This window comes from Krasilnikoviella flava (genome assembly GCF_900167525.1).
Lineage (GTDB): Bacteria > Actinomycetota > Actinomycetes > Actinomycetales > Cellulomonadaceae > Isoptericola > Isoptericola flavus.
This window is the reverse complement of sequence record NZ_FUZQ01000007.1, coordinates 199,047-225,051: the sequence shown is the minus strand read 5'-3', so window position 1 is coordinate 225,051 and position 26,005 is coordinate 199,047. Positions and strand designations below refer to the sequence as shown.

Sequence of the window (26,005 nt, the reverse complement as noted above, 5' to 3'; positions counted from 1 at the left end):
CTCGACGCCGACGGCGCCCCGGCCCGACCCGCTCCTGTCGAAGCGGGTCGGGCCGGGGCGCCGTCAGACTGTACTAGCGGCGCGACCGTCAGGCGCGCGGCTTCTCGCGCATCTCGAAGGTCTCGATGATGTCACCCTCGGTGACGTCGTTGAACGACCCGAGGCCGATACCGCACTCGAAGCCCTCGCGGACCTCGGTGACGTCGTCCTTCTCGCGGCGCAGCGACTCGATCGTCAGGTCGTTCCCGACGATCTTGCCGTCGCGCAGGACACGCGCCTTGGTGTTGCGGCGGATGGTGCCCGACCGGATGATCGAGCCCGCGATGTTGCCGAACTTCGAGGAACGGAAGACCTGGCGGATCTCCGCGGTGCCCAGCTGGGCCTCCTCGTACTCCGGCTTGAGCATGCCCTTCAGGGCTGCCTCGACGTCGTCGATCGCCTGGTAGATGACCGAGTAGAACTTGACCTCGACGCCCTCGCGCTCCGCGAGGTCCTCGACACGCTCACCGAACTTCACGTTGAAGCCGATGATGATCGCGTTGTCGACCGTGGCCAGGTTGACGTCGTTCTGCGTGATCGCACCGACACCGCGGTGGATGACACGCAGCTCGACCTCGTCGCCGACGTCGATCTTGAGCAGCGCGTCCTCCAGGGCCTCGACCGCACCGGACACGTCGCCCTTGAGGACGAGGTTGAGCGTCTCGACCTTGCCCTGCTGGAGGGCCTGCGTGAAGTCCTCCAGGCTGATGCGCTTGCGACGCTTGGCCAGGAGGGCGGCACGCTCGGCCGCCTCGCGCTTCTCGGCGATCTGCCGGGCGGTGCGCTCGTCGGGCGCCACCAGGAAGGTGTCGCCGGCGCTCGGCACCGACGCGAGACCGAGCACGAGGACCGGACGGGCGGGGCCCGCCTCGGTCACGGCGTTGCCGTGCTCGTCGAACATGGCGCGCACGCGGCCGTGGGCCGTGCCCGCGACGATCGCGTCGCCGACCTGCAGCGTGCCCGACTGGACCAGGACGGTCGCGACGGCGCCGCGGCCCTTGTCGAGGTTGGCCTCGATGGCCACACCGCGCGCGTCCTTGTCGGGGTTGGCCCGCAGGTCCAGCGAGGCGTCCGCCGTGAGGAGCACGGCCTCGAGCAGCTGGTCGATCCCCTGGTTCTGCTTGGCCGACACGTCGACGAACATGGTGTCGCCGCCGTACTCCTCAGCCACCAGGTTGTACTCGGTGAGCTGCTGGCGGATCTTGTCGGGGTTGGCCCCCTCCTTGTCCACCTTGTTCACCGCGACCACGATCGGCACGTTGGCCGCCTGGGCGTGGTTCAGGGCCTCCACCGTCTGCGGCATGACGCCGTCGTCGGCGGCGACCACGAGGATCGCGATGTCCGTCACCTGGGCACCACGGGCACGCATGGCGGTGAACGCCTCGTGACCCGGGGTGTCGATGAAGGTGATGGCGCGGTCGTTGCCCTCGTGCTCGTGGCTCACCTGGTAGGCACCGATGTGCTGGGTGATGCCACCGGCCTCGCCGGAGATGACGTCGGTCTGGCGGATCGCGTCGAGAAGACGCGTCTTGCCGTGGTCGACGTGACCCATGACGGTGACCACGGGCGGACGGGGCATGAGGTCCTCGTCCGACTCGCCCTCGAGCTCGGCGTCGAGGTCGATGTCGAAGGCCCCGAGCAGCTCGCGGTCCTCCTCCTCGGCCGACACCATCTCGATGACGTAGCCGAGCTCGTTCGCCAGCGTGCCGAACGTGTCCTCGTCGAGCGACTGCGTCGCGGTGGCCATCTCACCGAGGTGGAACAGCACCGTGACCAGGCTCGCGGGGTTCGCGTCGATCTTGTCCGCGAAGTCGTTCAGCGACGAGCCGTGGCGCAGGCGGACGACGGTCGAGCCGTTGCCGCGGGGCACCTGCACGCCGCCGAGCGACGGCGCCTGCATCTGCTCGAACTCCTGGCGCTTCGCGCGCTTCGACTTCCGCCCACGGACGGGACGGCCACCGGCGCGACCGAACGCACCCTGCGTGGAGCCACGACCGGCGCCACCACGGCCTCCAGGACGGCCGGCGAAGCCGCCGCCACCACCGGGACGGAAGCCACCGCCACCACCCGGGCCGCCACCAGGACCGCCACCGCGGCCACCACGGCCACCGCCCGCGGGCGCCGGACGCTCGCCGGGACGCGGCATCGAGGTCTTGCCCGGCATCATGCCGGGGTTCGGGCGCGGGCCGCCGGGACGGGGAGCCGCGGGGCGCGGGCCACCGGGGCGGGGGCCGCCCGGACGAGGACCGCCGGGACGCTCGCCGGAGCGCTCGGGCGCGGCCTCGCCGCGGTCCGGGCGCTGGCCGGGGCGCGGCATGCCCTGGCTGGACGCGAACGGGTTGTTGCCGGGGCGCGGGGCGCCGGGGCGCTGCCCCTGGCGCGGCATGCCCTGGCTGGACGCGAACGGGTTGTTGCCCGGACGCGGGGAACGGCCACCCTTGCCACCGTCACGGCCGCCGTCGCGGCCACCGTCACGACCGCCGTCGCGCTGCTCGCGCGCGGCAGGAGCCGGCTTCGGCGCCGCGGGGCGCGGGCCGGGCGTCGGGGCCCCGGGACGGGCAGCCGCCGGCTTCGCCGGGGCTTCCTGCACGGGTGCGGCCGGTGTCGCGTCCGCCACCGGGGCGACGGGCGACTCGGGCTCGGGCTTCTGCGGGGCGGGCTTGGGGGCGGGCTTCGCCGGAGCGGCCTTCTGCTCGGCGCGCGGCGCCGCAGCCTGGGGCGCGGCAGCCTTGGCCCCCGAGGACGCGGGGGCCGCGTCCTTGTACTTGTCGCGCATGACTCGCTCGACCGGTGCCTCGAGCGTCGAGGACGCCGACCGGACGAATTCGCCCGCCGACTTCAGGTCGGCGAGCAGGGTCTTGCTCTCCACCCCGAGCTGCTTGGCCAGCTCGTGAACGCGGATCTTCGCCACAACTCTCCTGTCTCGGCCCTCCTGCGAGACAGGGAGGACCGTCGTTAGTACCGAGTACTCATCGCACGGAACTCATCGGGTGCCCATCGGCTTCTGACCCGCTTCCTTGTCGACTTCAGTGGGTGCGGCCGAGCATGCTCGGTCGCGAAGGTCCGTCCGCCGGGTGGCGGCGCGGACCGGAGGGACTCAACGGTCTCGCTGCTCCAGATAGTCCCGGACCTCGGAGAGGTCGAGCGGACCCGTGACGCGCAGCGCGCGCGGCACGGCCCGACGACGCTCCGCGAGCGCCAGGCAGGCGGACGTCGGATGGATCCAGGCGCCACGCCCCGGCAGACACCCTCGCACGTCGACCGCGAGGACTTCCTCGCGTCCCGACGGCTCGAGCACCAGCCGCAGGAGAGCGGACCGCTGGTCACGCTCCCTGCACCCGACACACGTCCGCATCGGTCCGGAGGTTTCCGGCGCGATCCGTGGGGAGGTCGAGGGCTGGGCGCGTGGCCCGGTCCCCGACAGTCTAGCGCGACGACCCACGTGCCGTGACCGGCCTCAGCCCTCGGCCCCGCGGCTCACCGCGGCGCCACCTGCGTCGTCGCCCGTCGCACCGTCCCCGGCGGGGGCCGCCTCGTCGGACCGGATGTCGATCCGCCACCCCGTCAGCTTCGCGGCGAGCCGGGCGTTCTGCCCTTCCTTGCCGATCGCGAGGGACAGCTGGTAGTCGGGCACGACGACCCGCGCAGCCTTGGCATCGGCGTCGACCACCGTGACCGAGGTCACACGCGCGGGCGAGAGCGCGTTGGCCACGAAGCGGGCCGGGTCGTCGCTGTGGTCGACGATGTCGATCTTCTCCCCGTGCAGCTCCGCCATGACGGCGCGCACGCGCGCGCCCATCGGCCCGATGCAGGCGCCCTTGGCGTTGAGCCCGGCCACCTTGGACCGGACGGCGACCTTGGAGCGATGTCCCGCCTCGCGGGCGATCGCCGTGATCTCGACGGCGCCGTCGGCGATCTCCGGGACCTCCAGCTCGAAGAGCTTGCGCACGAGGCCCGGGTGCGTGCGGCTCAGCACCACCTGGGCGCCCTTCATGCCGCGGGAGACCTCGACGACGTAGGCGCGCAGCCGCTCGCCGTGCACGTACTCCTCGGTGGGCACCTGCTCGTGCGGGGGCAGCACGGCCTCCGTGCCGCCCACGTCCACGAGCACGACGCGCGGGTCGCGCCCCTGCTGGATGACGCCCGCGAGGACCTCACCCTCCTTGCCGCGGAACATGCCGAGCACCTGGTCGTCCTCGGCGTCGCGCAGCCGCTGCACGATGACCTGGCGGGCCGTGGCGGTGGCGATCCGGCCGAAGTCGGCCGGGGTGTGGTCGAACTCCGGTCCCAGCTCGACGGTGGGCCGCGCTTCCGGGTCGGCGGGGTCCGGCGTGCGGATCTCCTCGCGGGCCCACACGGCCACGTGACCCGACTTGCGGTCCACCTCGACGCGGGCGTGCGAGTAGGCGTCGGGCGTGCGGTGGTAGGCCGACAGCAGCGCCTGCTCGATCGCGGCCACCAGGACGTCGAGGCTGATGTCCCGCTCCCGCTCCAGCAGCCGAAGCGTGCTCATGTCGATGTCCATCGTCAGCCCTCCTCGTGACGGGCGGAGCCCGTGGTGTCGTCCCGGGCGTCGCCCGTGTCCGTGTCGGTCTCGTCCGGCGCCTCGTCCAGGCGCTTCAGCTCGACCTCGATCTTGCCCCGGCGCACGTCGGCGAGGGGCACGCGGGTGCCGTCCTCCAGCACGAGGTGCGCGTCGTCGTCGGTGGTGTCCGCGCCGCCGTCGACCTCGACCAGGCGGCCGGACGCCGTGCCGCCGTCGCGCAGCTGGAGCACCACGAGGCGGCCGCGGGCGCGCCGGAAGTGGCGCGGCTCCGTCAGCGGCCGGGAGGTGCCGGGCGTCGAGGTCTCGAGCGTGTAGGCACCGGGGACCACGTCGTCGGCGTCCAGCGCCGCGGAGATCGCGCGCGAGACGTCGCCGAGGGTGTCCGAGTCGAGGCTGCCTCGCGCGTCCTCGGGGAGGTCCACGGTGATGCGCACGACCGACTTCGCGCCGGCCCGCGTGAGGACGACGTCCTCCAGGAACAGACCCGCCGCGTCGACCGCCGGGGTCACGACCCGCCGCACCGCCTCGGCCTTCGCGTCGTCCGCCGCCGTGCGGCCGTGCTGCGCTGCCATCGCTGCCTCCCGTGGGTCACGTCGTGGACTGCCGTGTGCTCCCGCGCCGGGACGTCCCGCGGCCGGTGTGTCGTTGTGTGCAGCGTCCAGCGTAACGAACGACGGGCCCGGCTCGCGCCGCGCGGCGCCCCGGACGGGCGGAGGAACGTCACACGGGCGGGCCCACCCGCGTGGCATCATCGGCCACGATGGAACAGCAGCCCGCTCCCGTCCGGACCGTCACGCCCGCCGTGCCCGCGCCCGGTGTCCGGCGTCGCCCGAGGGCGGCCGCGGGCGCGGCGCTGCTCGGCGTCGCGCTGCTGGCCGGGTGCGGCGTCCGGCTGGAGGCGCCGCCCGCGGACGAGCCGGTGCCCGACAGCCTCGAGGTGGTGCGCCGCACCGCCGTGTCGGACGCCCTCCTCGTGGCCGACGGCGCCGAGGCGGCCCTGGAGGAGGCGCCCACCGAGCGGGAGCGCCTCGTCACCGAGCTCACCCGCATCGCCGCGGCCTCCCGCGCGCAGGCCGAGGCGCTGGGCGGGGAGTACGACTCGGGGCTCGCGACGGACGAGCCGAGCGGCACGCAGTCGTCCGCGTGGGACAGGGCCACCCCCGCCGACGTCGTGCAGGCGCTCGACGACGCGGCCGCCCGCTCGCGGACCGCGGCCGGCACCACGACCGACGGACCGCTGGCGCGCCTGCTGGCCTCGATCGGCGCGGCGCAGACGGTCTCGGGCGAACGCCTCGCCGCCATCGCCGACGTCCCCGGCCCCGGCGTCGCCGCCCCACGGGTCCCGACACCGACCGGCTCGGGTCGGGCCGCGGAGGAGGGCACGCCCGCCCCCACCGAGCCGACGGAAGACGCCGCCGGCACCGACCAGGACGACGGCCAGGACGACGTGCGGGACGAGGGCGGGACAGTCCCCGAGGGGCTCACCGCGCACGACCTGAGCACCCTCGTCGTGTCCGAGGATGCGACCAGGTTCGCCCAGCAGCTGCGCGCGGCGATCACCTCGGGCACGAAGCGCGACCGGCTGCTCGACCGGGTCGAGGCGCACGCGCAGCGGGCGGACGCCTGGGCCGCCGTCGCGGGCACGCAGGCCACGGCCCAGGACCCGCGCCGTGCCGCCTACGCCGTGCCCCGGCTCGCGGACCAGGGCGACAAGGCGCTGGTGATCGACCTCGAGAACGACCTCGCCACCGACTACGCGAGCCTCGTCGGCACGACGACGGCCGGCACCCGCGGGGTGCTCGTCGACCTGCTCGTCGACGCCGCCGTGACGCTCGACGACTGGGGTGCCGAGCCCGAGCCGTTCCCCGGCCTGCCGGAACAGGCCGGGGACGAGGTGGGCGCCTAGCCTCGCGGCGGGTCAGCCCGCCAGCAGGGCCGCGACGCGCTCGGTCACGACGTGTGCGGCGTCGGCCACCGGGACCTGCTCGGACGCGCCGGCACGCGGGCGGACCTCGACGACGCCGTCCGCGAGGCCGCGGCCGACGACGACGATCAGGGGCACGCCGAACAGCTCCGCGTCGGCGAACTTCACGCCGGGCGACACCTTGGGGCGGTCGTCGTAGATGACCTCCACCCCCGCGTCGACCAGCTCCGTGGCGAGCTTCTCGGCGGCCTCGAAGACCTCCGCGCCCTTCCCCGTCGCGACGACGTGCACGTGCGCGGGCGCCACCTGGACGGGCCAGGCGAGCCCCTTCTCGTCGTGGTTGCCCTCCGCGATCGCGGCGACCGCACGCGTGACGCCCACGCCGTAGGACCCCATGGTGACCGTGACAGCCTTGCCGTTCACGTCCAGCACCTTGAGGTCGAGCGCCTCCGCGAACTTGCGGCCGAGCTGGAACACGTGCCCCATCTCGATGCCGCGGGCGGTCTCGAGGATGCCGTCGCCGTTCGGGCACGGGTCGCCCGGCCACACCTCGGCCACCTCGATGGTTCCGTCCGCGGTGAAGTCACGGCCTGCGACGAGGTCGAGCACGTGCTGGCCCGGGCGGTCGGCGCCGGTCACCCAGCGGGTGCCCTCGACGACACGGGGGTCGAGCAGGTAGCGGACCTTCGAAGGCTTCTCCTCACCCAGCGCGCCGGGCCCGATATACCCCTTGGCCAGGGCGGGGCGGGCGGCGAAGTCGGCGTCGCCGAACGGCGTGAACTCGGCCGGGTAGAAGGCGGCCTCCATACGCTTGACGTCCACCTCACGGTTGCCGGGGACGCCGATCGCGACGGCCTCTGTGGTGCCGTCGGGGTGGTCCAGCCGGAACAGGACGTTCTTGAGCGTGTCCCCCGCCGCCCACGGCCGGTCGTCACGCGGGAAGCGCTCGTTGAGGTGGTCGACCAGCGAGTCGATCGTGGGGGTGCCCGGGGTGTCCTCGGCGTGCGCCTCGGTGGTGCCCTCGAACGGGACCGGGTCGGGCACGGGCGCCCGCGCGGCCTCGACGTTCGCCGCGTAGCCGCAGGCCCTGCACTCGACGTAGGTGTCCTCGCCGATCGGCGACTTGGCGAGGAACTCTTCCGACTTGGAGCCGCCCATCGCGCCGGCGTGCGCGGAGACGATCACGTACTCGAAGCCGAAGCGGTCGAAGATCCGCTGGTAGGCGGCGCGGTGCTTGGCGTAGCTCTCGTCCAGGCCCGCGTCGTCGACGTCGAAGGAGTACGAGTCCTTCATGATGAACTCGCGCCCGCGGATGAGGCCCGCGCGGGGGCGCGCCTCGTCGCGGTACTTGGTCTGGATCTGGAACAGCGCCAGGGGCAGGTCCTTGTACGACGAGTACAGGTCCTTGACCAGCAGGGTGAACATCTCCTCGTGCGTCGGCGCGAGGAGGTAGTCGGCCTGCTTGCGGTCCTGCAGGCGGAAGAGGTTGGGGCCGTACTCGGTCCAGCGCCCGGAGACCTCGTACGGCTCGCGCGGCAGCAGCGCCGGGAAGTGCACCTCCTGCGCACCGATCGCCTGCATCTCCTCACGCACCACGGCCTCGACCTTGGCGAGGACGCGCAGGCCCAGCGGCAACCAGGTGTAGATGCCGGGGGCGGCGCGGCGGATGTAGCCGGCACGGACCAGGAGCCGGTGGCTCGCGACCTCGGCGTCGGCCGGGTCCTCGCGCAGGGTGCGGACGAAGAGCTGGGACAGGCGGAGCAGGTCGCCCTGGGGCTGGCGGGCGGACACGATCGACATGGGGGCAAGCCTAGCGGCGCCCGGCGGCCCTCCCCGCCGCCCCGGCCGTCCCCGTCCGCGCCCGGCCGCACGCCTGGTCGCCGTCGCCTCCTGCTGGCAGCATGGCGGCATGCCCGAGCTTCCCGAGGTGCAGGCACTGGCGGAGTTCCTCGACGAGCGGGCGACCGGCCGCCGGGTGGTCGCCGCCGACGTCGCGGCCATCGCCGCGCTCAAGACGTTCGACCCGCCTGTGAGCGCCCTCCTCGGGCGCGAGGTCGCGGGCGTCTCGCGCCACGGCAAGTGGTTGGACGTGCGGTTGTCGGGGACCGGGGACGCCGGCGAGGAGACCGCGCACCTGCACCTGCTGTTCCACCTCTCGCGCGGCGGCTGGGTGCGCTGGTCGGACCAGGCGCCGACGACTCCCGTCCGCCCGCGCATGGGCGGCTCCTCCCGCGGGTCCGCGCTGGCGCTGCGGGTGCGCCTCGACGACGGCGCGGGCTTCGACCTCACCGAGGCCGGTACCCGCAAACGGCTGGCGGTGCACGTGGTCCGCGACCCGCAGGAGGTGGAGCAGGTCGCCACGCTCGGCGTCGACCCGCTCTCCGACGACTTCACGCCGCAGTCGCTCGCCGCGCTGATGCAGGCCAAGAACCAGCAGGTCAAAGGCCTGCTGCGCGACCAGCGCGCGATCGCGGGGATCGGCAACGCCTACTCCGACGAGATCCTGCACGTGGCGCGCACGTCGCCGTTCAAGCTGACCCGGTCGTTCACGGACGCCGAGGTCGCCGCCCTGCACGACGCCGTCGTGACCACCCTGCGCGACGCGGTCGCGACGTCGTCGGGCAAGCCCGCCAAGGAGCTCAAGGACGCCAAGCGGGCCGGCATGCGTGTGCACGGGCGCACGGGCGAGACCTGCCCCGTGTGCGGCGACGTCGTCCGGGAGGTGAGCTTCGCCGACCGGTCGCTGCAGTACTGCGCCACCTGCCAGACCGGCGGGCAGGTGCTCGCCGACCGGCGGATGTCGCGGCTGCTGAAGTAGCCCCGGTCAGGCCGCGACCGCCTCCCGCGACGCGACGAACGCGTCCACGCACGCGCGGACCTGCTCGGGCGTGTGCGCGGCGGACAGCTGCACCCGGATGCGGGCCTCGCCGCGCGGCACCACGGGGAAGCTGAACGCGGTGACGTACACGCCGCGCTCCCCCATCGCCTCGGCGACCTTGGCGGCGAGGACGGCGTCACCGAACATCACCGGCACGATGGGGTGCTCGCCGGGCAGCAGGTCGAAGCCGGCCTCGGTCATGAGGCGGCGGAACAGGGCGGCGTTCTCGACCAGGCGCGCACGCAGGTCCCCCGAGCCCTCCACGAGGTCGAGCGCCGTGAGCGTGCCCGCCACGATCGTCGGCGCGAGCGTGTTGGAGAACAGGTAGGGGCGGGCGCGCTGGCGCAGCAGGTCGACGATCTCCTGGTGCGCCGCGACGTACCCGCCCGACGCGCCGCCCAGCGCCTTGCCGAAAGTGCCCGTGAGGATGTCGACCCGGTCCGCGACGCCGCACAGCTCGGGCGTGCCCCGGCCGTGGTCGCCCATGAAGCCGACGGCGTGCGAGTCGTCCACCAGCACGAGCGCGGAGTACCGGTCGGCGAGGTCGCAGATCTCCCGCAGCGGGGCGAGGTAGCCGTCCATCGAGAAGACGCCGTCGGTGACGATCACGACGTGCCGCGACCCACCGTCGCGGGCGGCGCGCAGCTGGTCCTCGAGGTCGCCCATGTCCCGGTTGCGGTAGCGGAACCGGGCGGCCTTCGACAGCCGGATGCCGTCGATGAGCGACGCATGGTTGAGCGCGTCCGACACGATCGCGTCCTCGGCGCCGAAGAGCGTCTCGAAGACGCCGCCGTTCGCGTCGAAGCACGACGAGAAGAGGATGGAGTCGTCCGTCCCCAGGAAGCCGGCCACCCGCTCCTCGAGGGCGCGGTGCTGGTCCTGCGTGCCGCAGATGAACCGCACGCTGGCCAGGCCGTAGCCCCAGGTGTCGAGCGCGTCACGGGCCGCGGCGACGATGCGCGGGTCGTCCGCGAGGCCCAGGTAGTTGTTGGCGCAGAAGTTCAGCAGCTCCGCGCCGTCGGCGCGGATGCGCGCGCCCTGCGGTCCCGCGATGCCGCGTTCGTGCTTGGTCAGGCCCGCGCGCTCGATCTCGGCGAGCTCGCCCGCCAGGTGCTCTCGGAACGTCCCGTACATCGTCATGCCTCCCAGCTCGTCCAGTCGAGGACCACCTTGCCGCCGTGCGCCGAGGCCGCCGCCTCGAAGCCCTCGCGCCACCGGCACGCGGGGAGCCGGTCCGTGACGACCGAGGCGATCGCCGCGCGCAGCGCCGCGCTGGTGCGCAGCATCGCGTCCATCGCCTGCCACGTCTCGAACATCTCGCGCCCGTAGATGCCCTTGAGCGTGAGCATGTGGGTCACGACGGTGCCCCAGTCGACGGCGATCGGCCCCGACGGCAGGCCGAGCATCGCGATCCGGCCGCCATGGTTCATGTTGGCGATCATCTCCGGCAGCGCGCTCGGGGCGCCGCTCATCTCGAACCCGACGTCGAACCCCTCGCGCAGCCCCAGGTCGCGCTGGGCGTCCGCGACGCGCGCCGTGCGCACGTCGAGGGCCGCGTCCGCGCCCATGGCCTTCGCCATCTCCAGCCGCGCCGGGCTCACGTCTGTGCCCACCACCAGGTGTGCGCCAGCGTGCCGGGCGACGGCGATCGCCATCAGCCCGATCGGCCCGCAGCCGGACACGAGCACGTCCTCGCCGATCACCGGGAACGCGAGCGCCGTGTGCACCGCGTTGCCGAGCGGGTCGAAGATCGCCGCGACGTCCAGGTCGACCTCGGCGTGGTGCACCCACACGTTGGTGGCCGGCAGCACGACGTACTCGGCGAACGCTCCGTCGCGGTGCAGGCCCAGGCCCTGGGTGCGGATGCACATCTGTCGGCGCCCGGCGCGGCAGTTGCGGCACGTGCCGCACACGATGTGGCCCTCGCCCGAGACGATGTCGCCCACGCCGACGTCGTGCACCAGCTCGCCGACCTCCACGACCTCCCCGACGAACTCGTGGCCCGGCACCAGCGGGGCCTTGATCGTCGAGGCCGCCCAGTCGTCCCACCGCTCGATGTGCAGGTCGGTGCCGCAGATCCCGGTGCGCAGCACACGGATCTTCACGTCGCCGATGCCGGCCTCGGGCTCGGGCCGCTCCACGAGCTCCAGCCCTGCCCCGGGCCCCGGCTTGAACAGCGCCTTCATCGTCGTCCCGCCCGTCGACCCCTCACGGACCTCACCCCGGCAGCCGCCGTCGCACGCGTCGTCACGCGCCGTACCATCTCACGATCCGGACGGATCCGGGAACCGGGCGGCACGGTCAGAACAGCACCGTCGTGAACGTGCCGACCTGCTCGAACCCGACCCGCCGGTAGGTGGCGAGCGCGGGCGCGTTGAACGCGTTGACGTACAGGGAGACGACGGGCGCCACCTCCCGCCGGGTCGCGACGACGACGGCGGCCATGCCGGGCGCGGCCAGGCCGCGCCCGCGGCGCAGCGGGTCGACCCACACGCCCTGCACCTGCGCGACCCCGCCGGCCACCGCCCCCAGCTCCGCCTTGAAGGCCACGAACGGCTCGGAACCCGGGTCCGCGGGCGGCTCGGTGCGCACGAACGAGCGCCCCTCGGCCACGAGGGAACGCACGCGGAGCGCATACGCGCTGCCCGGGGACGCGGCGGGGGCGTACCCGACCTCCTCCGCGAACATGCGCACGCAGGCGGGCAGCACGGCGTCCACCTCGTCGAGGGTGGAGCGCCGCACGAGGGGGTCCGGCTCCACGTCGGGGTCACGGGCGATCGCGAGGGACGGCTGGTCGGCGCGCACCTCCCGCGCCGGGGGCCAGCGCGGCGCGAGCAGGTCCCAGAGCGCGAGCGCGGCGGTCCGGTCCCCCACGATCGACGACGAGCGGCGTCCCTGGGCGCGGGCCGCCGCGGCGAAGGCGGCGACGGCGTCGTCGGCGTCGCGGCCCACGAGGTCCGGGGCGAGGATCGGGACGAGGTTTGCCCCCGACCAGCAGACCGCGACGAGCGGCCCGGCCGCCGGGAAGCCCCATGCCTGGCCGCCGGCGGCGGCCAGGCCCGCGGCGGCCGCGACCTCCAGGCGTGCGGCCGCGAGCACCGACGTCACCGGGTCGCGGGCGCACAGGGCGCGCGCCTCGTCGAGGTCCTCCTGCCCGAGGACGCGGGCACGGGGGCGGCGCGCGTCGAGGCCGCGCGCGTCGCCGCGCGCCCGCACCGCCGGTCGCCAGCCGCCCATCACGCCCCCTTCGCCGCCGTGGGCCCCACCGCCATCGTCCCCGATGCGGGGGGCGTCAGCCGACCGAGACCACCGGGGCCCCGGCCTGCCCGTCGTTCTCGGGGGCGGGCATCGTCTCGGCGATGCGCATCGCCTCCTCGATGAGGGTCTCGACGATCATCGCCTCGGGAACGGTCTTGACGACCTCGCCCTTGACGAAGATCTGGCCCTTGCCGTTGCCGGACGCGACGCCGAGGTCCGCCTCGCGAGCCTCGCCCGGGCCGTTGACGACGCAGCCCATGACCGCGACGCGCAGCGGGACCGTCATGCCCTCGAGCCCCGCGGTGACCTTCTCGGCGAGCGTGTACACGTCCACCTGCGCGCGCCCGCACGACGGGCACGAGACGATCTCGAGCTTGCGGGGGCGCAGGTTGAGCGCCTGCAGGATCTGCGTGCCGACCTTGACCTCCTCGACCGGCGGCGCCGACAAGGAGACGCGGATCGTGTCGCCGATGCCCTGGCTGAGCAGGGCACCGAACGCGGTCGCCGACTTGATCGTGCCCTGGAACGCCGGGCCCGCCTCGGTGACGCCGAGGTGCAGCGGCCAGTCGCCGCGCTGGGCGAGCAGCTCGTACGCGCGCACCATGACCACGGGGTCGTTGTGCTTCACGGAGATCTTGAAGTCGTGGAAGCCGTGCTCCTCGAACAGGCTCGCCTCCCACACGGCGGACTCCACGAGGGCCTCGGCCGTGGGCTTGCCGTACTTCTCGAGCAGGCGCTTGTCGAGCGAGCCGGCATTGACGCCGATCCGCAGCGAGACCCCGGCGTCGGAGGCCGCCCTCGCGATCTCCTTGACCTGGTCGTCGAACTTGCGGATGTTGCCGGGGTTGACGCGCACCGCCGCGCAGCCCGCGTCGATCGCCGCGAACACGTACTTGGGCTGGAAGTGGATGTCCGCGATGACCGGGATCTGCGACTTCTTCGCGATGGCGGGCAGCGCGTCCGCGTCGTCGATGGTCGGTACGGCGACCCGGACGATGTCGCAGCCCGCGGCGGTCAGCTCGGCGATCTGCTGCAGCGTCGCGTTGATGTCCGTGGTCGGGGTCGTCGTCATGGACTGGATGCTGATCGGCGCGTCGCCGCCGACGGCCACCTTGCCCACCTGGATCTTGCGGGACTTGCGGCGGGGGGCCAGCGTGGGTGCGGGCGGGGTCGGCATGCCGAGATTGATCGCAGTCACGGTGCCAGTATCGCGCTTCTGCCGGCCGCGCACGCACACGGACCGGCGCCGAGGGCCGCCGTCCACCGCACGGCAGCAGTCTCGACGCACGTTCTTCACGCCGGGCCGCCCGGGCGCCTGCACCGATGACCGGACCGCGCCGCGGGTCCCCTACCCTGTGCCGGTGCTCTCCCTCACGGGCCTGATCCTGGTGGTCTCGGTCGCCCTCCTCCTGCCCACCACCGGACTGGTGCTCGTCACCGGCCGGCGGCGACGCCGCCGGCATGCCGAGCCACGTCCCGCGGCGACAGTCGTCGGCGTCGCCGCGGGGCTCGCGCTCGCGGGATGTGCCCTGGCGCTGCTCCTCGGCGCGCCGCTCGCCCGCGCGGCGCTGGCCGCCGCCGTCGTCGGCGGATCGCTCCTCGTGTGGTGGCCGGTGGGCCGGTCCTGGGCCGTGCGCGGGATCGCCGCCTGGTCCATGAGCGTGCTCGCCTCCGTCTCCTTCCTCGTCTACACCGCGACCTGGACGCTCACCGCGGAGATCTCGCCGGCGTCCGTGGTCGCCAGCGGCGTGCTGTGGCTGGTCGAGGCGTTCGTCGTGCTCATCGGGCTGGGACACCTGTGGGAGTTCGTCGACGTGCTCACGCGTCGCCAGTGGCCGGCGTCGGTCGACCCGCGGCACGTGGCTCCGGGGACCGCGCGCCCGTTCGTCAGCCTGCACGTCCCGACCCACGACGAACCGCCGGACATGGTGATCGCCACCCTGCGGCAGCTGCTGCGCCAGCGGTACGACGCCTACGAGATCCTCGTGATCGACAACAACACCACCGACCCGGCTCTGTGGCGGCCGGTCGAGGAGTTCTGCGCCGCCCACGACCGCATCACGTTCCTGCACGTGGAGAACCTCGAGGGGTTCAAGAGCGGGGCGCTGAACCTCGCCCTGCGGCACACCGACCCGCGGGCCGACCTCATCGGCATCATCGACGCCGACTACCTCGTCGAGCCGGACTTCCTCGCCGACTGCGCCCCGATGTTCGCCGATCCCGGCCTGAGCTTCCTGCAGACGCCGCAGGACTACCGCGACTGGGACGTGTCCGCGTACTTCCGCCGCCTGTACTACTCGTACAGCTACTTCTTCGACGTCTCGCAGGCCTCCCGCAACGAGCGCAACGGCGCGATCTTCGGCGGCACCATGGGGCTCATCCGTCGCGCGGCGCTGGAGGGCCAGGGCGGCTGGGACGAGTGGTGCATCACCGAGGACGCCGAGCTCTCGCTCCGGCTGCTGCGCGCCGGCGGGCGCGGCGTGCACATCGACCGGTCGTACGGCCGCGGCGTCATGCCGCTGACGTTCGAGGCGCTCAAGCGCCAGCGCTTCCGCTGGTGCTTCGGCGGTATCCAGATCCTGCGCATGCACTGGCGCTCCTTGCTGCCCGGACGGTCCACCGCCCGCAACCAGCTCACCCTCGCCCAGCGCTGGGCCTACCTCGTCGGCGGCCTCCAGTGGTTCGGTGACGTGGCCTCGGTGATCTTCACGGGCTTCCTGCTCCTCGGCGCCGCCGACGCCGTCCTGGGCACCGGCACGGTCGTGCGCCGGCTGTCCGACCTGCTGGTGCTGTGCACGGTGGTCCTCGTCCTCCTGGGCCTCAGCCGCGCCGTCGTGCTCGCACGCCGGAGCTCCGGCGCCCGGTGGCGCGACGCGCTCGGGGCCTTCGGCCTGTGGGTCGCGCTCGGCTGGGTCGTCGCCTCCGCGTCGGTACGCGGCCTGTTCGCCCGGGAGGGCGTCTTCCTGCGCACCCCGAAGCAGCGGGGCGACCTGAGCACCGAGTACGCGCTGCGCGCGAACCTGACCGAGCTCCTGATCGGCACGGTCGCGCTCGCGGTCGGCGCGGTGGCGATCGCGCAGGGCACGACGTCGGCCGTGGCCGTCGGCGTGCTGCTCGCCCTCCAGGGGGTGGGGTTCCTCCTGGCGCCGTACAACAGCATCGCCGCGCTGCGCAGCCACCTGCCCGAGGACCTCGCCCGCCGCCGGCGCCGGGGCCTGGCCAGCTGGGAGACCGCATGGTGGGGCGGTGCGGTGGCGGTCGGGGCCGCGATGGCCGCCGTCATCGTGGTCACGGTGTGGCCGACGAGCCTGCCCGAGCGCCCGTCCGTCCCGTCCGCCCTCGAGGCGGCCCGGGTGCCCGACGACCAGAGCCTGCCTCACACCGAGACGACGGAGCCCCACGACCCCGATCCGACCGACGACCCGGCGAGCACCCCTGACGACGGGGGCACCGGCGACGACGTCGTCCCGGCGTCGGACGGCGGGACGACCGGACCCACGGACACGCCCACGCCGTCCGACGAGCCCACCCCGACGCCGTCCCCCACCGCCACCGACGGGCCCGGGAACAGCACGACGCCGACCACGCAACCCGCCCAGGCACCCGAGCCCACGCGGGCCTCGCAGCCGACCCCGTCGAACCGGCCGACCGACCCACAGGACTCGCGAGACACGCCGTCGGCCAAGCCGACGGCGCCCCCCGGCAAGGGGGCCTGACGGCGGGACCGGGCGGCGAGGCTCAGCCCAGGCGGACCGGGTCCACCACGTCGGCGACGATGAGGATCGCGCCCGTGCCCACCAGCACGACGAACATCACGTAGGCCACCGGCATCATCCGCGCGACGTCGGCGGGGCCGGGCCGCGGGAGACCCCGCAGCCGTGCGAGCTGGCGCTTCGCGCCCTCGTACAGGGCGTTCAGCACGTGGCCGCCGTCCAGCGGCAGCAGCGGGATGAGGTTGAAGACGAACAGCGCGACGTTGAGCGCGGCGAGCAGGCTCAGCAGGAACTGCAGGGTGCTGATCACCGGGGCGTCCGCCGCGACCGCGTCCACGGCCATCCGGCCGACGCCGACCACGGAGACCACGGAGTCCTGCGAGCGCGGCTCGTCCGTGAACGCCTGCACCGCCGCGTCACCGATCCGCACCGGCAGCGTGAGGATCATTCCCGCGGTGCCCGAGACCTGTTGCCAGACCGCCTCCGGGACGGTGGAGAGCGGCATCGGCTCGTGCTCCTGGGTCGGCGTAACGCCCAGGAACCCGGCCGTCTCCGTGACCGGCTGACCGTCGGCGTCGACCTTCGCCGTGCCGTCCGCCTCGACGACGGGGACCTGCCGGTCGGTCGTGGTGACCGTCAGGGGCACCTCGGCGCCCTCGCGCAGCACCACCACCGGGACCTGCTGGTCGGGGGTGTCCGCGATCGCGCCGGAGAGCTGGTCCCACGACGAGACGGCCGCGCCGTCCCACTCGACGATCTCGTCGCCGGGCTGCAGGCCGGCCGCCGCCGCGGGCGACGGCGCGGCCGCGTCGCCGCAGACGGGCGCGCCGTCCGCCGTCGTCGACGTGGGGGTGCACTCGCTCACCGCGCCCACGGTGGTGGTCACGGTGGGCGCCCCGATGCCGACGAGCACGACGAACGTCAGCACGACGGCGATGAGCAGGTTCATCACCGGGCCGCCGAGCATCACGACGAGCTTCTTGGGCGTGGACAGGTGGTAGAAGGCGCGGTGCTCCTCGCCGGGCAGGATCTCGCTCACCGACGCGTCGCGGGCGTCGGCGATCGCCTGGCCGAAGAAGCCGCCCCGACGGGGCGTGCCCTCGGGCGCGGGCGGCATCATGCCGACCATCCGCACGTAGCCGCCCAGCGGGATCGCCTTGACCCCGTACTCCGTCTCGCCCTTGGCGCGCGACCAGAGCGTGGGCCCGAAGCCCACCATGTACTGGCTCACCCGCACGCCGAACTTCTTCGCGGGCACCATGTGGCCCACCTCGTGCAGGCCGATGGAGACAGCGAGGCCCACCAGCATCACGGCGATGCCGACCACCCAGGAGAGAACGTCCACGGCGTCGAGCCTAGGTCACCGGGGCGCGCTCGCGGCACGGCCGGCGGCGGGCGGGCGTGGAGGGTTCGTCAGGACCGCGCGAGGATCTCGTCGGCCCGCGCCCGCGCCCAGTGCTCGGCGCCCTCGACGGCGTCCAGCGTGACGTCGGCGGCGGTCGTGCCGTCGTGCTCGGCGAGCACCCGCTCCACCGTCTCGACGATGTCGAGGAAGCCGATCCGCCCGGCCAGGAAGGCCGCCACGCCCTGCTCGTTCGCCGCGTTGTACACCGCGGGGTGCGTGGCCGACGCCGCGGCGGCGGCCCGCGCCAGACCGACGGCCGGGAACGTGGCCTCGTCGAGGGGCTCGAACGTCCACGACGCGGCGCGCGTCCAGTCGCACGGCGGCGAGACGACGTCGAGCCGCTCGGGCCACGACAGGCCGAGCGCGATGGGCAGCCGCATGTCCGGCGGGGACGCCTGGGCGATCGTCGACCCGTCGTGGAACTCGACCATGCTGTGCACCACCGACTGGGGGTGCACGACGACGGCGATATCGTCGACCGGCACGTCGAACAGCAGGTGCGCCTCGATGAGCTCGAGCCCCTTGTTCATCAGCGAGGCCGAGTTCACCGTCACCACCGGCCCCATCGACCACGTCGGGTGCGCGAGCGCCTCGTCGGCCGTGACCTTCTTGATGTCGTCGCGGCTGCGACCGCGGAACGGTCCGCCCGACGCCGTGAGCACGAGGCGCCGCACCTCCTCGCGCGCGCCGCCGCGCAGCGCCTGCGCGATCGCCGAGTGCTCGGAGTCCACCGGGACGATCTGCCCGGGGGCGGCCGCAGCCTTGACCAGCGAGCCGCCCACGACGAGCGACTCCTTGTTGGCCAGCGCCAGCGTGGAGCCGCCCGCGAGCACCGCGAGCGTGGGCCGCAGGCCCACCGAGCCGGTGATGCCGTTGAGCACGACGTCGCTGCCACGCCCCGCGAGCTCGGTCGCCGCCTCGGGCCCCGCCAGCACCTCGACGTCGCCCCCCGCCGCGCCCAGCCGCGTCTCCAGCGCGTCCCGCAGGTCGCCCGCACGACCGGCGTCGGCGACGGCCACCGCACGCGCGCCCACGGTCGCGACCTGCTCCGCGAGGAGCCCGACGTCCGCCCCGCCCGCACTCAGCGCCTCGACCCGGAACCGCCCGGGGTGGGCCAGCACGACGTCGATCGCCTGGGTGCCGATCGAGCCGGTGGAGCCGAGGAGGGTGACGGTGCGGGGCGTCGTGAGGTCGGGCATGGCGCCATCATCCCAGGCCTTCGCGAGCCGTCCGTGCCGGTTGCCGGACCTCGACGACACGCCCGCGCAGGAGCGTGGAATTCACCCGTCCCGGTGCTTGACTTCCGCGCGAGCAGTTGATCCTCCCGGTCGCGCCGCGGTGTGACGCCGGTTACGTTCGCATACATGCGTACTTATCGCGGGATAGTCGGCAAGCGCGTTCTGGCCGCCTTCGCCGGGGTCGCCGCCCTCGTCACCGGGGCGGTCGTCGGCCTGGCGGCACCGGCCGCCGCGGACGGCGACGGCGAGACCCACCGCATCTTCGCGACGCGCGAGGGCCTGGTGGGCAAGCACACGGCCAACGGCCACAAGATCTCCGAACGGGACCATTTCGTCGCCCTGCCGTCGCGGCGGGCGCTGTCCGCGGACGGCGACGGGGCGTTCAGCGTCCGGGTCTGCCGGGCGGACAGCGCGCGGTGCGAGTACGCGCCGGTGTGGGACGTGGGCCCGTGGAACACGACCGACGACTACTGGAGCGCCACCCGGCACGCCGCCCCCGACCTGCCGAAGGGCACGCCGCAGGCGTCCGCGGCCTCTCGGCTCGGGCACCACGGCGGCAAGGACCTCTTCGGTCGCACGGTGACCAACCCCGCGGGCATCGACCTGGCCGACGGCACCTACTGGGACGGCCTGGGCCTGCGCTCCAACGCGTGGGTGGACGTGACCTTCCTGTGGCAGGGTTCCGCCCGGTCGGGGATCGTCGCGGCCGACGGCGGCACCCTCAACGTCCGCACGGGGCCCGGCACGGGCCACGGATGGGTCGGCGCTGCCGCCGACACCGCCCGTGTGCCGCTGCTGTGCCACGCACGCGGCGAGACCGTCACGGGCACCCGAGGCACCACGAACCTCTGGTACCGGATCGGTGCCGACAACTGGGTGTCCGACGCGTACCTCGACACCGGCAGCGGCGAGGCCCTCGCGCCGGCCTGTTGACCACCGGTCCGCCGACCCGCTCTGCCGGACCGGGCGCCTGCCGACGGGGGCGCTCACCGGCGCACGGGCTCCTCGAGCCGGCGGGCGGGGTCCGGGTCGACGCCGGCCGGGCGCGACCAGGCGCGGGCGCCGGCGACGAGCGCGACCGTCGTCGCGGCCACCACGACGGCCGCAGGGACGGGGAGGGCGAGCGCCCCGCCCCGCGCGACGACCACGGACGCCAGCGCCGCCCCCACCGCGATCCCCCCGTTGAAGACGACGGGGATGAGCGCGCCCGCCGTGGCCCGCCGCTCCGGGCCTCCCAGCCGCAGGATCAGCGTCTGCGCCAGCGGAGGGAGGGCGCCCGAGGCCACGCCCCACAGGACGAGGACCGCCACCCCGAGGGCGGGGCGCGCGCCCACGGCGGTCAGCGCCAGCAGCGCCAATGCTGTCCCGGCCGAGGCCAGCGCGAGCGCGGGTGCGGTCCGTGCGCCGAAACGCCCCGCGAGCACCACGCCCAGCGCCGACGCGAGACCGAACACCAACAGCAGCGTGCTGACCCCGCCGGGGACGGCGGAGGCCGGGGTCTCGACGATCCGCGTCACGTACGTGTACGCGCCGTAGTGGCCGACGAGGAGCACGCCCACCGTCGCCGTCACCGCGATCATCGCGCCCGGCCCGCGGGCCCCCGCCGGGCGGACCGCACCGCCGGCTCCGTCGGCGCCGTCGCTCCCGGCGCCACCCCTTCCGGCCGGCGCCGCCGACGCACGCGCGACGACGGACCGCACCAGCACGGCGACCACGAGCGTCAGCACGGCGAGCCCGGCGAACGCCGCGCGCCAGCCCACCACCCGGGTCACGAGGCTCGCGAGCGGCGTGCCGAGCACCATGCCGAGCGTGGCCCCGCCGAGCACGACGGCGACGGAGCGCGCGAGGAGCCTGTCGGGCACCAGGTCGGCGACGTGCGCGTTGGCCGTCGCCCACAGGAGCCCCACGGCGGCGGCGCCCGCGAGACGTGCGCCCACCGCGACCCCGTAGGAGGGCGCGAGCGCGGTGGCCACCGACGAGGCGGCGAGGACCGTCAGCGCGGCCGCGATCACCGACCGCCGGTCACGGCCGGCCACGAGGCGTACGAGCGGGAAGCTCGCCACGACCACGACGGCCGCCCACACGGAGACGAGCATCCCGGTGCGGGCCTCGGTGACGCCGAGGCCCGAGCTCATCTGCGGCAGCACCGCGGTGGGCAGCATCTCGGCGGTGACCATGGTGAACGTCGCGGCGCCGAGCACGGCCAGCGAGGGCCAGGGCAGCCCGTCCGAGGAGGTTCCGGGGGATCGTCGTGTCGTCATGGCAACGACGCTAGAGTTTGACACTGATGTCAATGTCAAGTGTGACCCCGGTCACGACGAGAGGTCGGACATGAAGATCGGCGACGTGGCCCGGCGCACGGGCGTGGCTCCCCGCCTCGTGCGGTACTACGAGCAGCAGGGCCTGCTCGTGGCGGACCGCGCCGCGAACGGGTACCGGACCTACTCCGACGTCGACGTCGAGCGGGTGTCCAGGGTCGCGGGCATGGTGCGCGCCGGAATCCCGACGCGGCTGATCAAGGTGCTGCTCGACCTGGAGGTCGCGAGCGCCTCCGAGGCGCCGGCGTGCCCTCGCACGGTCGCGGAGATGCTCGCCGACGAGCTGGTCGGCATCGAGGACAAGATCGCCTGCCTCACGCGCAGCCGGGACACGATCCGCGACGTCCTCACCCGGACCGAGCACGCCGCGCTGCTCTCGGAGGCCGCGGCAGGCGCGACGCCCTCCGCCGGGCGCTGACGGACACGGCGAGGGGCCGCCGACCCGTGGTCGGCGGCCCCTCGGCGCACGTGCTCGCCCGGTCGGGTCACTCGACCCCGAGCAGCACCTCGATCGCGCGGGCGAAGAACCGGTCGACCGAACCCTCGGCATAGCCGTCCGAACCCTTGGCCCGGCCGAAGGTGGCCGAGCGGATCTCCCCGGACGTCAGCGGCTCCTGCCGGTCGAAGTACGCGACGAGCCGGTCGCACAGCGCGTCGACGTCGTCGGTGTCGTAGCCCTGCTCGCCGCGCTCGGCCGGGGCGAACTTCTCCCCGTCGGGGCGCCCCAGGCGCCCGTACATCGTGCGGGCACGGTCGGCCAACGCCGCCATCCAGGCCTCCTGGCCGTGTGCCGCGACGTACTCGGCGCGCTGCCGCGCGATGAACGCGGCCTCGAGCCGGTCCAGCGCCGCGTCGACCTCGTGCGTGTCGTACCCGCCGCGCACCAGGTCGAACGTCGACACCTGGATGTCCGCGTGCGACAGGGGCTCCGCGGTGCGGCCCTCGTAGGCCTGCCGGGCGTGGTCGAAGAAGTCCTCGACCTCGTCCCGGTCGTACCCGGTGCGCATCCCGGACACCGTGCTGAACAGTGCGCTCACTCGTCCTCCTCGGCCGCCAGCTGCCCGCAAGCGCCGTCGATGTCGCTCCCGCGGGTGTCACGGATCGTGGTGGGGATGCCGTGCCCGCGCAAGCGTGCCACAAACTCGTCCTCGACGGCACGGTCGCTCGCGGTCCAGATCGAGCCGGGAGTGGGGTTGAGCGGGATGGGGTTCACGTGCACCCAGCCGCGCCCGCGCGCGTTGAGCTTCTTCCCCAGAAGGTCGGCCCGCCAGCCGTGGTCGTTCATGTCCTTGATGAGCGCGTACTCGATCGACACCCGCCGACCGGTCACCTCGAAGTAGCGCCGCGCGGCGTCCAGGGCCTCGTCCACGCTCCAGCGGGTGTTGATCGGCACGAGCTCGCTGCGCAGGTCGTCGTCCGGAGCGTGCAGGCTCAGCGCGAGCGTCACCGGGATCTCGAGCTTGGTGAGCTTCTCGATCGCCGGCACGAGGCCGACCGTGGAGACCGTGATGTTGCGCGCCGACATGCCGAAACCCTCGGGCTGGGGCGCGACGAGCGCACGCACCGTCTCGAAGACAGCCTTCGGGTTCGCCAGCGGCTCGCCCATGCCCATGAAGACCAGGTTGTTCAGCCGCGTCGGCCCACCGGGGATCTCGCCCGCGGCGAGCGACCGGTTCGCCGCGCGCACCTGCTCCAGGATCTCCGCCGTCGACAGGTTGCGCGTGAGGCCCAGCTGACCGGTCGCGCAGAACGGGCACGCCATGCCGCAGCCCGCCTGGGACGACACGCACAGCGTGGTCCGTTGCGGGTAGCGCATGAGCACGGACTCGACCTTGGCGTCGTCGAACAGGTGCCAGAGCGTCTTGACGGTGGTGCCGCCGTCGGCCTCGAGGCGCCGGGTCGGACGGATGAGCTGCGGGAACATCGTCGTCGCGATGGCCTCACGCGTCGTCGCCGGCAGGTCGGTCATCTGCTCCGGGTCGGACGTGTAGTGCTGGAAGTAGTGCGTCGCGAGCTGCTTCGCCCGGAACGGCTTCTCCCCCATCGCCTCCATCGACGCGACGCGCTCCGCCGGCGTGAGGTCGGCGAAGTGCTTCGGCGGCTTGCCCCGGCGGCGCGGCGCCATCTGCAGGGGCATCGGCGCGGTCTCGTCGCCCGGCCGGATCGCGGGGATCCCGAGGTCGGCGCCGGACGTCGCGGGACGGGCGGAGGTGGGGGGCATGAGGATTCCTTACAGGGCGGTCGACGGCGCCATGGTGAGCACGAGGTACACGAACGGGGCGGTGACGACCAGCGAGTCGAGACGGTCCAGCACACCCCCGTGACCCGGGAGCAGCGAACCCATGTCCTTCAATTCTAGGTCCCTCTTGATGAGCGACTCAGCGAGGTCGCCCACGGTGGCCGTGATCGCGGTCAGCACGCCCAGCACGATGCCGAGCACCGGGCTGGCATCGAGGGCCAGAACCGCACCCGCGACGCCCACGGCGGTGGCGAGCACGAGCGAGCCTGCCAGGCCCTCCCAGGTCTTCTTCGGGCTCACGGTGGGTGCCAACGGGTGGCGGCCCATCGTCACCCCGGCGATGTACCCGCCGGTGTCGTTCGCGACGGCCAGCAGGATGAACAGGGCCACCCGCAGCTCGCCGTCCGGCTGCGCGAGCAGCAGGAGGACGAAGCCCGCCAGGAACGGCACGTAGGTGGCCGCGAAGACCGCGGCGGCGCAGTCGCGCAGCGCCTGCGGGCCCGGGCCGTCCAGCACCCGCCACACGACGACGGCGCCGACGGTCAGCACGTACGCGACGAGGAGGGCCTCCGGCCCCGACGTGTACGCGGAGACGACCATCCCGGCCCCGCCCACCTGGAGCGGGAGCATCGGCAGGTGGATGTCCCGGCGGGCGAACGCCTGTCGCAGCTCCCAGAGCGCGGCGCCCACGGCGACGGCCGCGACCACGACGAACGGCTCCGGCCGGAACCACAGGGACGCCGCGACGCCGACGAGCAGCAGCACGCCGACGGCGATCGCCACGGGCAGGTTGCGGCCGGCGCGCGACGACGTCGGGCCGGCCGCCCCGCCGGTGGCCGGGTCGAGCGGGGACGCGTCCTCGCCCGGTTCGGAGGGATGGGCCACCATCAGACCTCGAGCAGCTCGCTCTCCTTGCCGGCGAGCAGCTGGTCGACCGCCTCGACGTGCTTCTTCGTCAGCGACTCCAGCTCCTTCTCGGCACGGGCCACCTCGTCCTCGCCGGCCTCGCCGTCCTTGACGATGCGGTCGAGCTCCTCCTTGGCCTTGCGGCGGACGTTGCGCACGGAGATGCGGGCGTCCTCCGCCTTCGTCTTGGCCATCTTCACGTAGTCACGACGCCGCTCCTCGGTGAGGGCGGGCATGACGATGCGGATCGCGTTGCCGTCGTTCGACGGGTTGACGCCGAGGTCGGACTCGCGCAGCGCCTTCTCGATGGTCGTCATCGAGCCCTTGTCGAACGGGGAGATGAGCACCGTGCGCGCGTCCGGGATGTTGAACGACGCGAGCTGCTGCAGCGGCGTGGGGGCGCCGTAGTAGTCCACGGTGATCTTCGAGAACATGCCGGCGTTCGCCCGGCCGGTGCGGATCCCCGCGAAGTCCTCCTTGGCGACCTCGATCGCCCTGTCCATCTTGTCCTCGGCCTCGAGGAGGGTGTCGTCGATCACCGGTGCTCCATTCTCGTCGTCCTGCTCGTCGTGCTCGTGGTGGTGTCGTGCTCGCCGGTGCATGCTCGCCGCCGTGCCGGCCGGAGCCGGTGCGGCGTCAGCGGGTGGTGACCAGCGTGCCAATCTTCTCGCCCAGCAGTGCGCGCGTCACGTTACCGGTCTCCTCGAGGCCGAAGACGCGCATGCGCACGTCGTTGTCCCGGCACAGGGACAGTGCCGTGGCGTCCATCACGTTGAGCCCGCGCACCAGCGCGTCGGTGTAGGTCAGGTGCTCCAGGCGCTCGGCGTCGGGATTCGTGCGCGGGTCGGCCGAGTAGACGGCGTCCACGCCGTTCTTGCCCATGAGGACCTCGTCGCAGTGCGTCTCCAGCGCGCGCTGGACCGAGACCGTGTCGGTGGAGAAGTACGGCATGCCGGCGCCGGCGCCGAAGATCACGACGCGGCCCTTCTCCAGGTGGCGGATCGCGCGCAGCGGGATGTACGGCTCGGCGACCTGCCCCATGGTGATCGCGGTCTGCACGCGCGTCTTCACGCCGTCCTGCTCGAGGAAGTCCTGCAGGGCGAGACAGTTCATCACCGTGCCGAGCATGCCCATGTAGTCGGCGCGGGCCCGGTCCAGGCCCGCGCGCGAGAGCTCGGCGCCGCGGAAGAAGTTGCCGCCGCCGGAGACGATCGCGACCTGCACGCCCTGGCGTACGGCGTCACCGATCTCCTGAGCGATCCGTCGCACGACGTCGGTCGCGAGACCCACGCTGCCGCCGCCGAAGGTCTCGCCGGACAGCTTGAGGAGCACCCGGCGTGCGGGCGCCTGCTCCGCCGCCGTGGAGGTCGGTTCGGTCTGCTTGGTCTCGGTCACGTGCGTCACCGTCGCTCTCTGGTCTGTTCCGCATGCCTGCCGGCATGTTCCGCGTCCGCCGCGCGGCGCCTCGGCGCCGCGGGCGGGTCCGGGCGCGCCCGCGCCCGGTGGTTCTGTGGTCACCCTCCGCGCATCCTGGCACCGGA

General features: G+C 73.7%; 22 protein-coding genes. 5 read left to right on the top strand and 17 right to left on the bottom strand.

Going from position 1 to position 26,005, the window contains the following annotated elements; translation table 11 throughout:
* Positions 1-88: 88 nt before the first annotated feature.
* From infB to B5Y66_RS19155, 4 genes are all read right to left on the bottom strand, one after another.
* Positions 89-2,950 (bottom strand): translation initiation factor IF-2, encoded by a 2,862-nt coding sequence (gene infB / locus B5Y66_RS19170; protein ID WP_079576197.1) that lies wholly within the window; start codon positions 2,948-2,950, stop codon positions 89-91.
* 186 nt (positions 2,951-3,136) lie between these two features.
* Complete coding sequence (locus B5Y66_RS19165) at positions 3,137-3,394, bottom strand: YlxR family protein (RefSeq protein WP_079576196.1); 258 nt, start codon at positions 3,392-3,394, stop codon at positions 3,137-3,139.
* A 102-nt stretch (positions 3,395-3,496) separates the two neighbouring features.
* Positions 3,497-4,564, bottom strand: a complete 1,068-nt coding sequence (nusA, locus tag B5Y66_RS19160; protein ID WP_079576195.1) for a transcription termination factor NusA — start codon at positions 4,562-4,564, stop codon at positions 3,497-3,499.
* A gap of 2 nt (positions 4,565-4,566) precedes the next feature.
* Positions 4,567-5,157: a ribosome maturation factor RimP gene (locus tag B5Y66_RS19155; RefSeq protein ID WP_079576194.1), complete on the bottom strand. Its 591-nt coding sequence runs from the start codon at positions 5,155-5,157 to the stop codon at positions 4,567-4,569.
* Positions 5,158-5,345: 188 nt separating this feature from the next.
* Between B5Y66_RS19155 and B5Y66_RS19150 the strand changes: the two genes are divergently transcribed.
* Positions 5,346-6,491, top strand: coding sequence for a DUF4439 domain-containing protein (locus B5Y66_RS19150; protein WP_079576193.1), 1,146 nt, complete (start codon positions 5,346-5,348; stop codon positions 6,489-6,491).
* 12 nt (positions 6,492-6,503) lie between these two features.
* Here B5Y66_RS19150 and B5Y66_RS19145 read toward each other — a convergent pair whose 3' ends face one another.
* Complete coding sequence (locus tag B5Y66_RS19145) at positions 6,504-8,309, bottom strand: proline--tRNA ligase (protein ID WP_079576192.1); 1,806 nt, start codon at positions 8,307-8,309, stop codon at positions 6,504-6,506.
* A 109-nt stretch (positions 8,310-8,418) separates the two neighbouring features.
* Between B5Y66_RS19145 and B5Y66_RS19140 the strand changes: the two genes are divergently transcribed.
* Positions 8,419-9,327, top strand: coding sequence for a DNA-formamidopyrimidine glycosylase family protein (locus B5Y66_RS19140; RefSeq protein ID WP_079576191.1), 909 nt, complete (start codon positions 8,419-8,421; stop codon positions 9,325-9,327).
* Positions 9,328-9,333: 6 nt separating this feature from the next.
* Here the strand turns inward: B5Y66_RS19140 and B5Y66_RS19135 are convergent, their stop codons facing one another.
* The 4 genes from B5Y66_RS19135 to ispG form a co-directional block, all read right to left on the bottom strand.
* Positions 9,334-10,521, bottom strand: coding sequence for a glycine C-acetyltransferase (locus B5Y66_RS19135; RefSeq protein WP_079576348.1), 1,188 nt, complete (start codon positions 10,519-10,521; stop codon positions 9,334-9,336).
* A 2-nt stretch (positions 10,522-10,523) separates the two neighbouring features.
* Positions 10,524-11,573 (bottom strand): L-threonine 3-dehydrogenase, encoded by a 1,050-nt coding sequence (gene tdh / locus B5Y66_RS19130; RefSeq protein ID WP_079576190.1) that lies wholly within the window; start codon positions 11,571-11,573, stop codon positions 10,524-10,526.
* A gap of 115 nt (positions 11,574-11,688) precedes the next feature.
* Positions 11,689-12,624, bottom strand: a complete 936-nt coding sequence (locus tag B5Y66_RS19125; protein WP_079576189.1) for a GNAT family N-acetyltransferase — start codon at positions 12,622-12,624, stop codon at positions 11,689-11,691.
* Positions 12,625-12,679: 55 nt separating this feature from the next.
* Complete coding sequence (gene ispG, locus B5Y66_RS19120; RefSeq protein ID WP_079576188.1) at positions 12,680-13,822, bottom strand: flavodoxin-dependent (E)-4-hydroxy-3-methylbut-2-enyl-diphosphate synthase; 1,143 nt, start codon at positions 13,820-13,822, stop codon at positions 12,680-12,682.
* Between the two features lie 184 nt (positions 13,823-14,006).
* Between ispG and B5Y66_RS19115 the strand changes: the two genes are divergently transcribed.
* Positions 14,007-16,361 (top strand): glycosyltransferase, encoded by a 2,355-nt coding sequence (locus B5Y66_RS19115; RefSeq protein WP_176168927.1) that lies wholly within the window; start codon positions 14,007-14,009, stop codon positions 16,359-16,361.
* 22 nt (positions 16,362-16,383) lie between these two features.
* Here B5Y66_RS19115 and B5Y66_RS19110 read toward each other — a convergent pair whose 3' ends face one another.
* Positions 16,384-17,703 (bottom strand): M50 family metallopeptidase, encoded by a 1,320-nt coding sequence (locus tag B5Y66_RS19110; RefSeq protein WP_079576187.1) that lies wholly within the window; start codon positions 17,701-17,703, stop codon positions 16,384-16,386.
* 68 nt (positions 17,704-17,771) lie between these two features.
* Positions 17,772-18,962, bottom strand: coding sequence for a 1-deoxy-D-xylulose-5-phosphate reductoisomerase (dxr, locus tag B5Y66_RS19105; RefSeq protein ID WP_079576186.1), 1,191 nt, complete (start codon positions 18,960-18,962; stop codon positions 17,772-17,774).
* A 165-nt stretch (positions 18,963-19,127) separates the two neighbouring features.
* Between dxr and B5Y66_RS19100 the strand changes: the two genes are divergently transcribed.
* Complete coding sequence (locus B5Y66_RS19100; RefSeq protein ID WP_139820991.1) at positions 19,128-19,934, top strand: SH3 domain-containing protein; 807 nt, start codon at positions 19,128-19,130, stop codon at positions 19,932-19,934.
* A gap of 53 nt (positions 19,935-19,987) precedes the next feature.
* Here the strand turns inward: B5Y66_RS19100 and B5Y66_RS19095 are convergent, their stop codons facing one another.
* Positions 19,988-21,262 carry an MFS transporter gene (locus tag B5Y66_RS19095; protein ID WP_079576185.1) on the bottom strand — a complete coding sequence of 425 codons (1,275 nt, stop codon included), beginning with the start codon at positions 21,260-21,262 and terminating at the stop codon, positions 19,988-19,990.
* A gap of 70 nt (positions 21,263-21,332) precedes the next feature.
* Here B5Y66_RS19095 and B5Y66_RS19090 point away from each other — a divergent pair, with 70 nt between their 5' ends.
* Positions 21,333-21,737, top strand: a complete 405-nt coding sequence (locus B5Y66_RS19090; protein ID WP_079576184.1) for a MerR family transcriptional regulator — start codon at positions 21,333-21,335, stop codon at positions 21,735-21,737.
* Positions 21,738-21,804: 67 nt separating this feature from the next.
* On the opposite strand, the gene B5Y66_RS19085 is transcribed toward B5Y66_RS19090, so the two are convergent.
* From B5Y66_RS19085 to pyrH, 5 genes are all read right to left on the bottom strand, one after another.
* On the bottom strand, positions 21,805-22,356 hold the full coding sequence (locus B5Y66_RS19085; RefSeq protein WP_245807220.1) for a DivIVA domain-containing protein: 552 nt from the start codon (positions 22,354-22,356) through the stop codon (positions 21,805-21,807).
* Positions 22,353-23,444, bottom strand: coding sequence for a 23S rRNA (adenine(2503)-C(2))-methyltransferase RlmN (gene rlmN / locus B5Y66_RS19080; RefSeq protein ID WP_407656413.1), 1,092 nt, complete (start codon positions 23,442-23,444; stop codon positions 22,353-22,355). The genes B5Y66_RS19085 and rlmN overlap by 4 nt, the downstream gene beginning before the upstream one ends.
* Positions 23,445-23,549: 105 nt before the next feature.
* On the bottom strand, positions 23,550-24,347 hold the full coding sequence (locus B5Y66_RS19075; RefSeq protein ID WP_245807244.1) for a phosphatidate cytidylyltransferase: 798 nt from the start codon (positions 24,345-24,347) through the stop codon (positions 23,550-23,552).
* 98 nt (positions 24,348-24,445) lie between these two features.
* Positions 24,446-25,003, bottom strand: a complete 558-nt coding sequence (gene frr, locus B5Y66_RS19070) for a ribosome recycling factor (protein WP_079576182.1) — start codon at positions 25,001-25,003, stop codon at positions 24,446-24,448.
* Positions 25,004-25,100: 97 nt separating this feature from the next.
* Positions 25,101-25,859: a UMP kinase gene (gene pyrH / locus B5Y66_RS19065; protein ID WP_079576343.1), complete on the bottom strand. Its 759-nt coding sequence runs from the start codon at positions 25,857-25,859 to the stop codon at positions 25,101-25,103.
* Between the last annotated feature and the right edge of the window lie 146 nt (positions 25,860-26,005).

Bases quoted from the DNA above. Each gene is read 5' to 3' on its own strand.
- nusA (WP_079576195.1), bottom strand. From the start codon at position 4,564: ATGGACATCGACATGAGCACGCTTCGGCTGCTGGAGCGGGAGCGGGAC.
- B5Y66_RS19125 (WP_079576189.1), bottom strand. From the start codon at position 12,624: ATGGGCGGCTGGCGACCGGCGGTGCGGGCGCGCGGCGACGCGCGCGGC.
- B5Y66_RS19145 (WP_079576192.1), bottom strand. From the start codon at position 8,309: ATGTCGATCGTGTCCGCCCGCCAGCCCCAGGGCGACCTGCTCCGCCTG.
- tdh (WP_079576190.1), bottom strand. From the start codon at position 11,573: ATGAAGGCGCTGTTCAAGCCGGGGCCCGGGGCAGGGCTGGAGCTCGTG.
- B5Y66_RS19090 (WP_079576184.1), top strand. From the start codon at position 21,333: ATGAAGATCGGCGACGTGGCCCGGCGCACGGGCGTGGCTCCCCGCCTC.
- B5Y66_RS19165 (WP_079576196.1), bottom strand. From the start codon at position 3,394: ATGCGGACGTGTGTCGGGTGCAGGGAGCGTGACCAGCGGTCCGCTCTC.
- B5Y66_RS19150 (WP_079576193.1), top strand. From the start codon at position 5,346: ATGGAACAGCAGCCCGCTCCCGTCCGGACCGTCACGCCCGCCGTGCCC.
- B5Y66_RS19095 (WP_079576185.1), bottom strand. From the start codon at position 21,262: ATGACGACACGACGATCCCCCGGAACCTCCTCGGACGGGCTGCCCTGG.
- B5Y66_RS19135 (WP_079576348.1), bottom strand. From the start codon at position 10,521: ATGTACGGGACGTTCCGAGAGCACCTGGCGGGCGAGCTCGCCGAGATC.
- dxr (WP_079576186.1), bottom strand. From the start codon at position 18,962: ATGCCCGACCTCACGACGCCCCGCACCGTCACCCTCCTCGGCTCCACC.
- ispG (WP_079576188.1), bottom strand. From the start codon at position 13,822: ATGCCGACCCCGCCCGCACCCACGCTGGCCCCCCGCCGCAAGTCCCGC.
- rlmN (WP_407656413.1), bottom strand. From the start codon at position 23,444: ATGGCGCCGCGCCGCCGGGGCAAGCCGCCGAAGCACTTCGCCGACCTC.
- B5Y66_RS19155 (WP_079576194.1), bottom strand. From the start codon at position 5,157: ATGGCAGCGCAGCACGGCCGCACGGCGGCGGACGACGCGAAGGCCGAG.
- B5Y66_RS19100 (WP_139820991.1), top strand. From the start codon at position 19,128: ATGCGTACTTATCGCGGGATAGTCGGCAAGCGCGTTCTGGCCGCCTTC.
- B5Y66_RS19140 (WP_079576191.1), top strand. From the start codon at position 8,419: ATGCCCGAGCTTCCCGAGGTGCAGGCACTGGCGGAGTTCCTCGACGAG.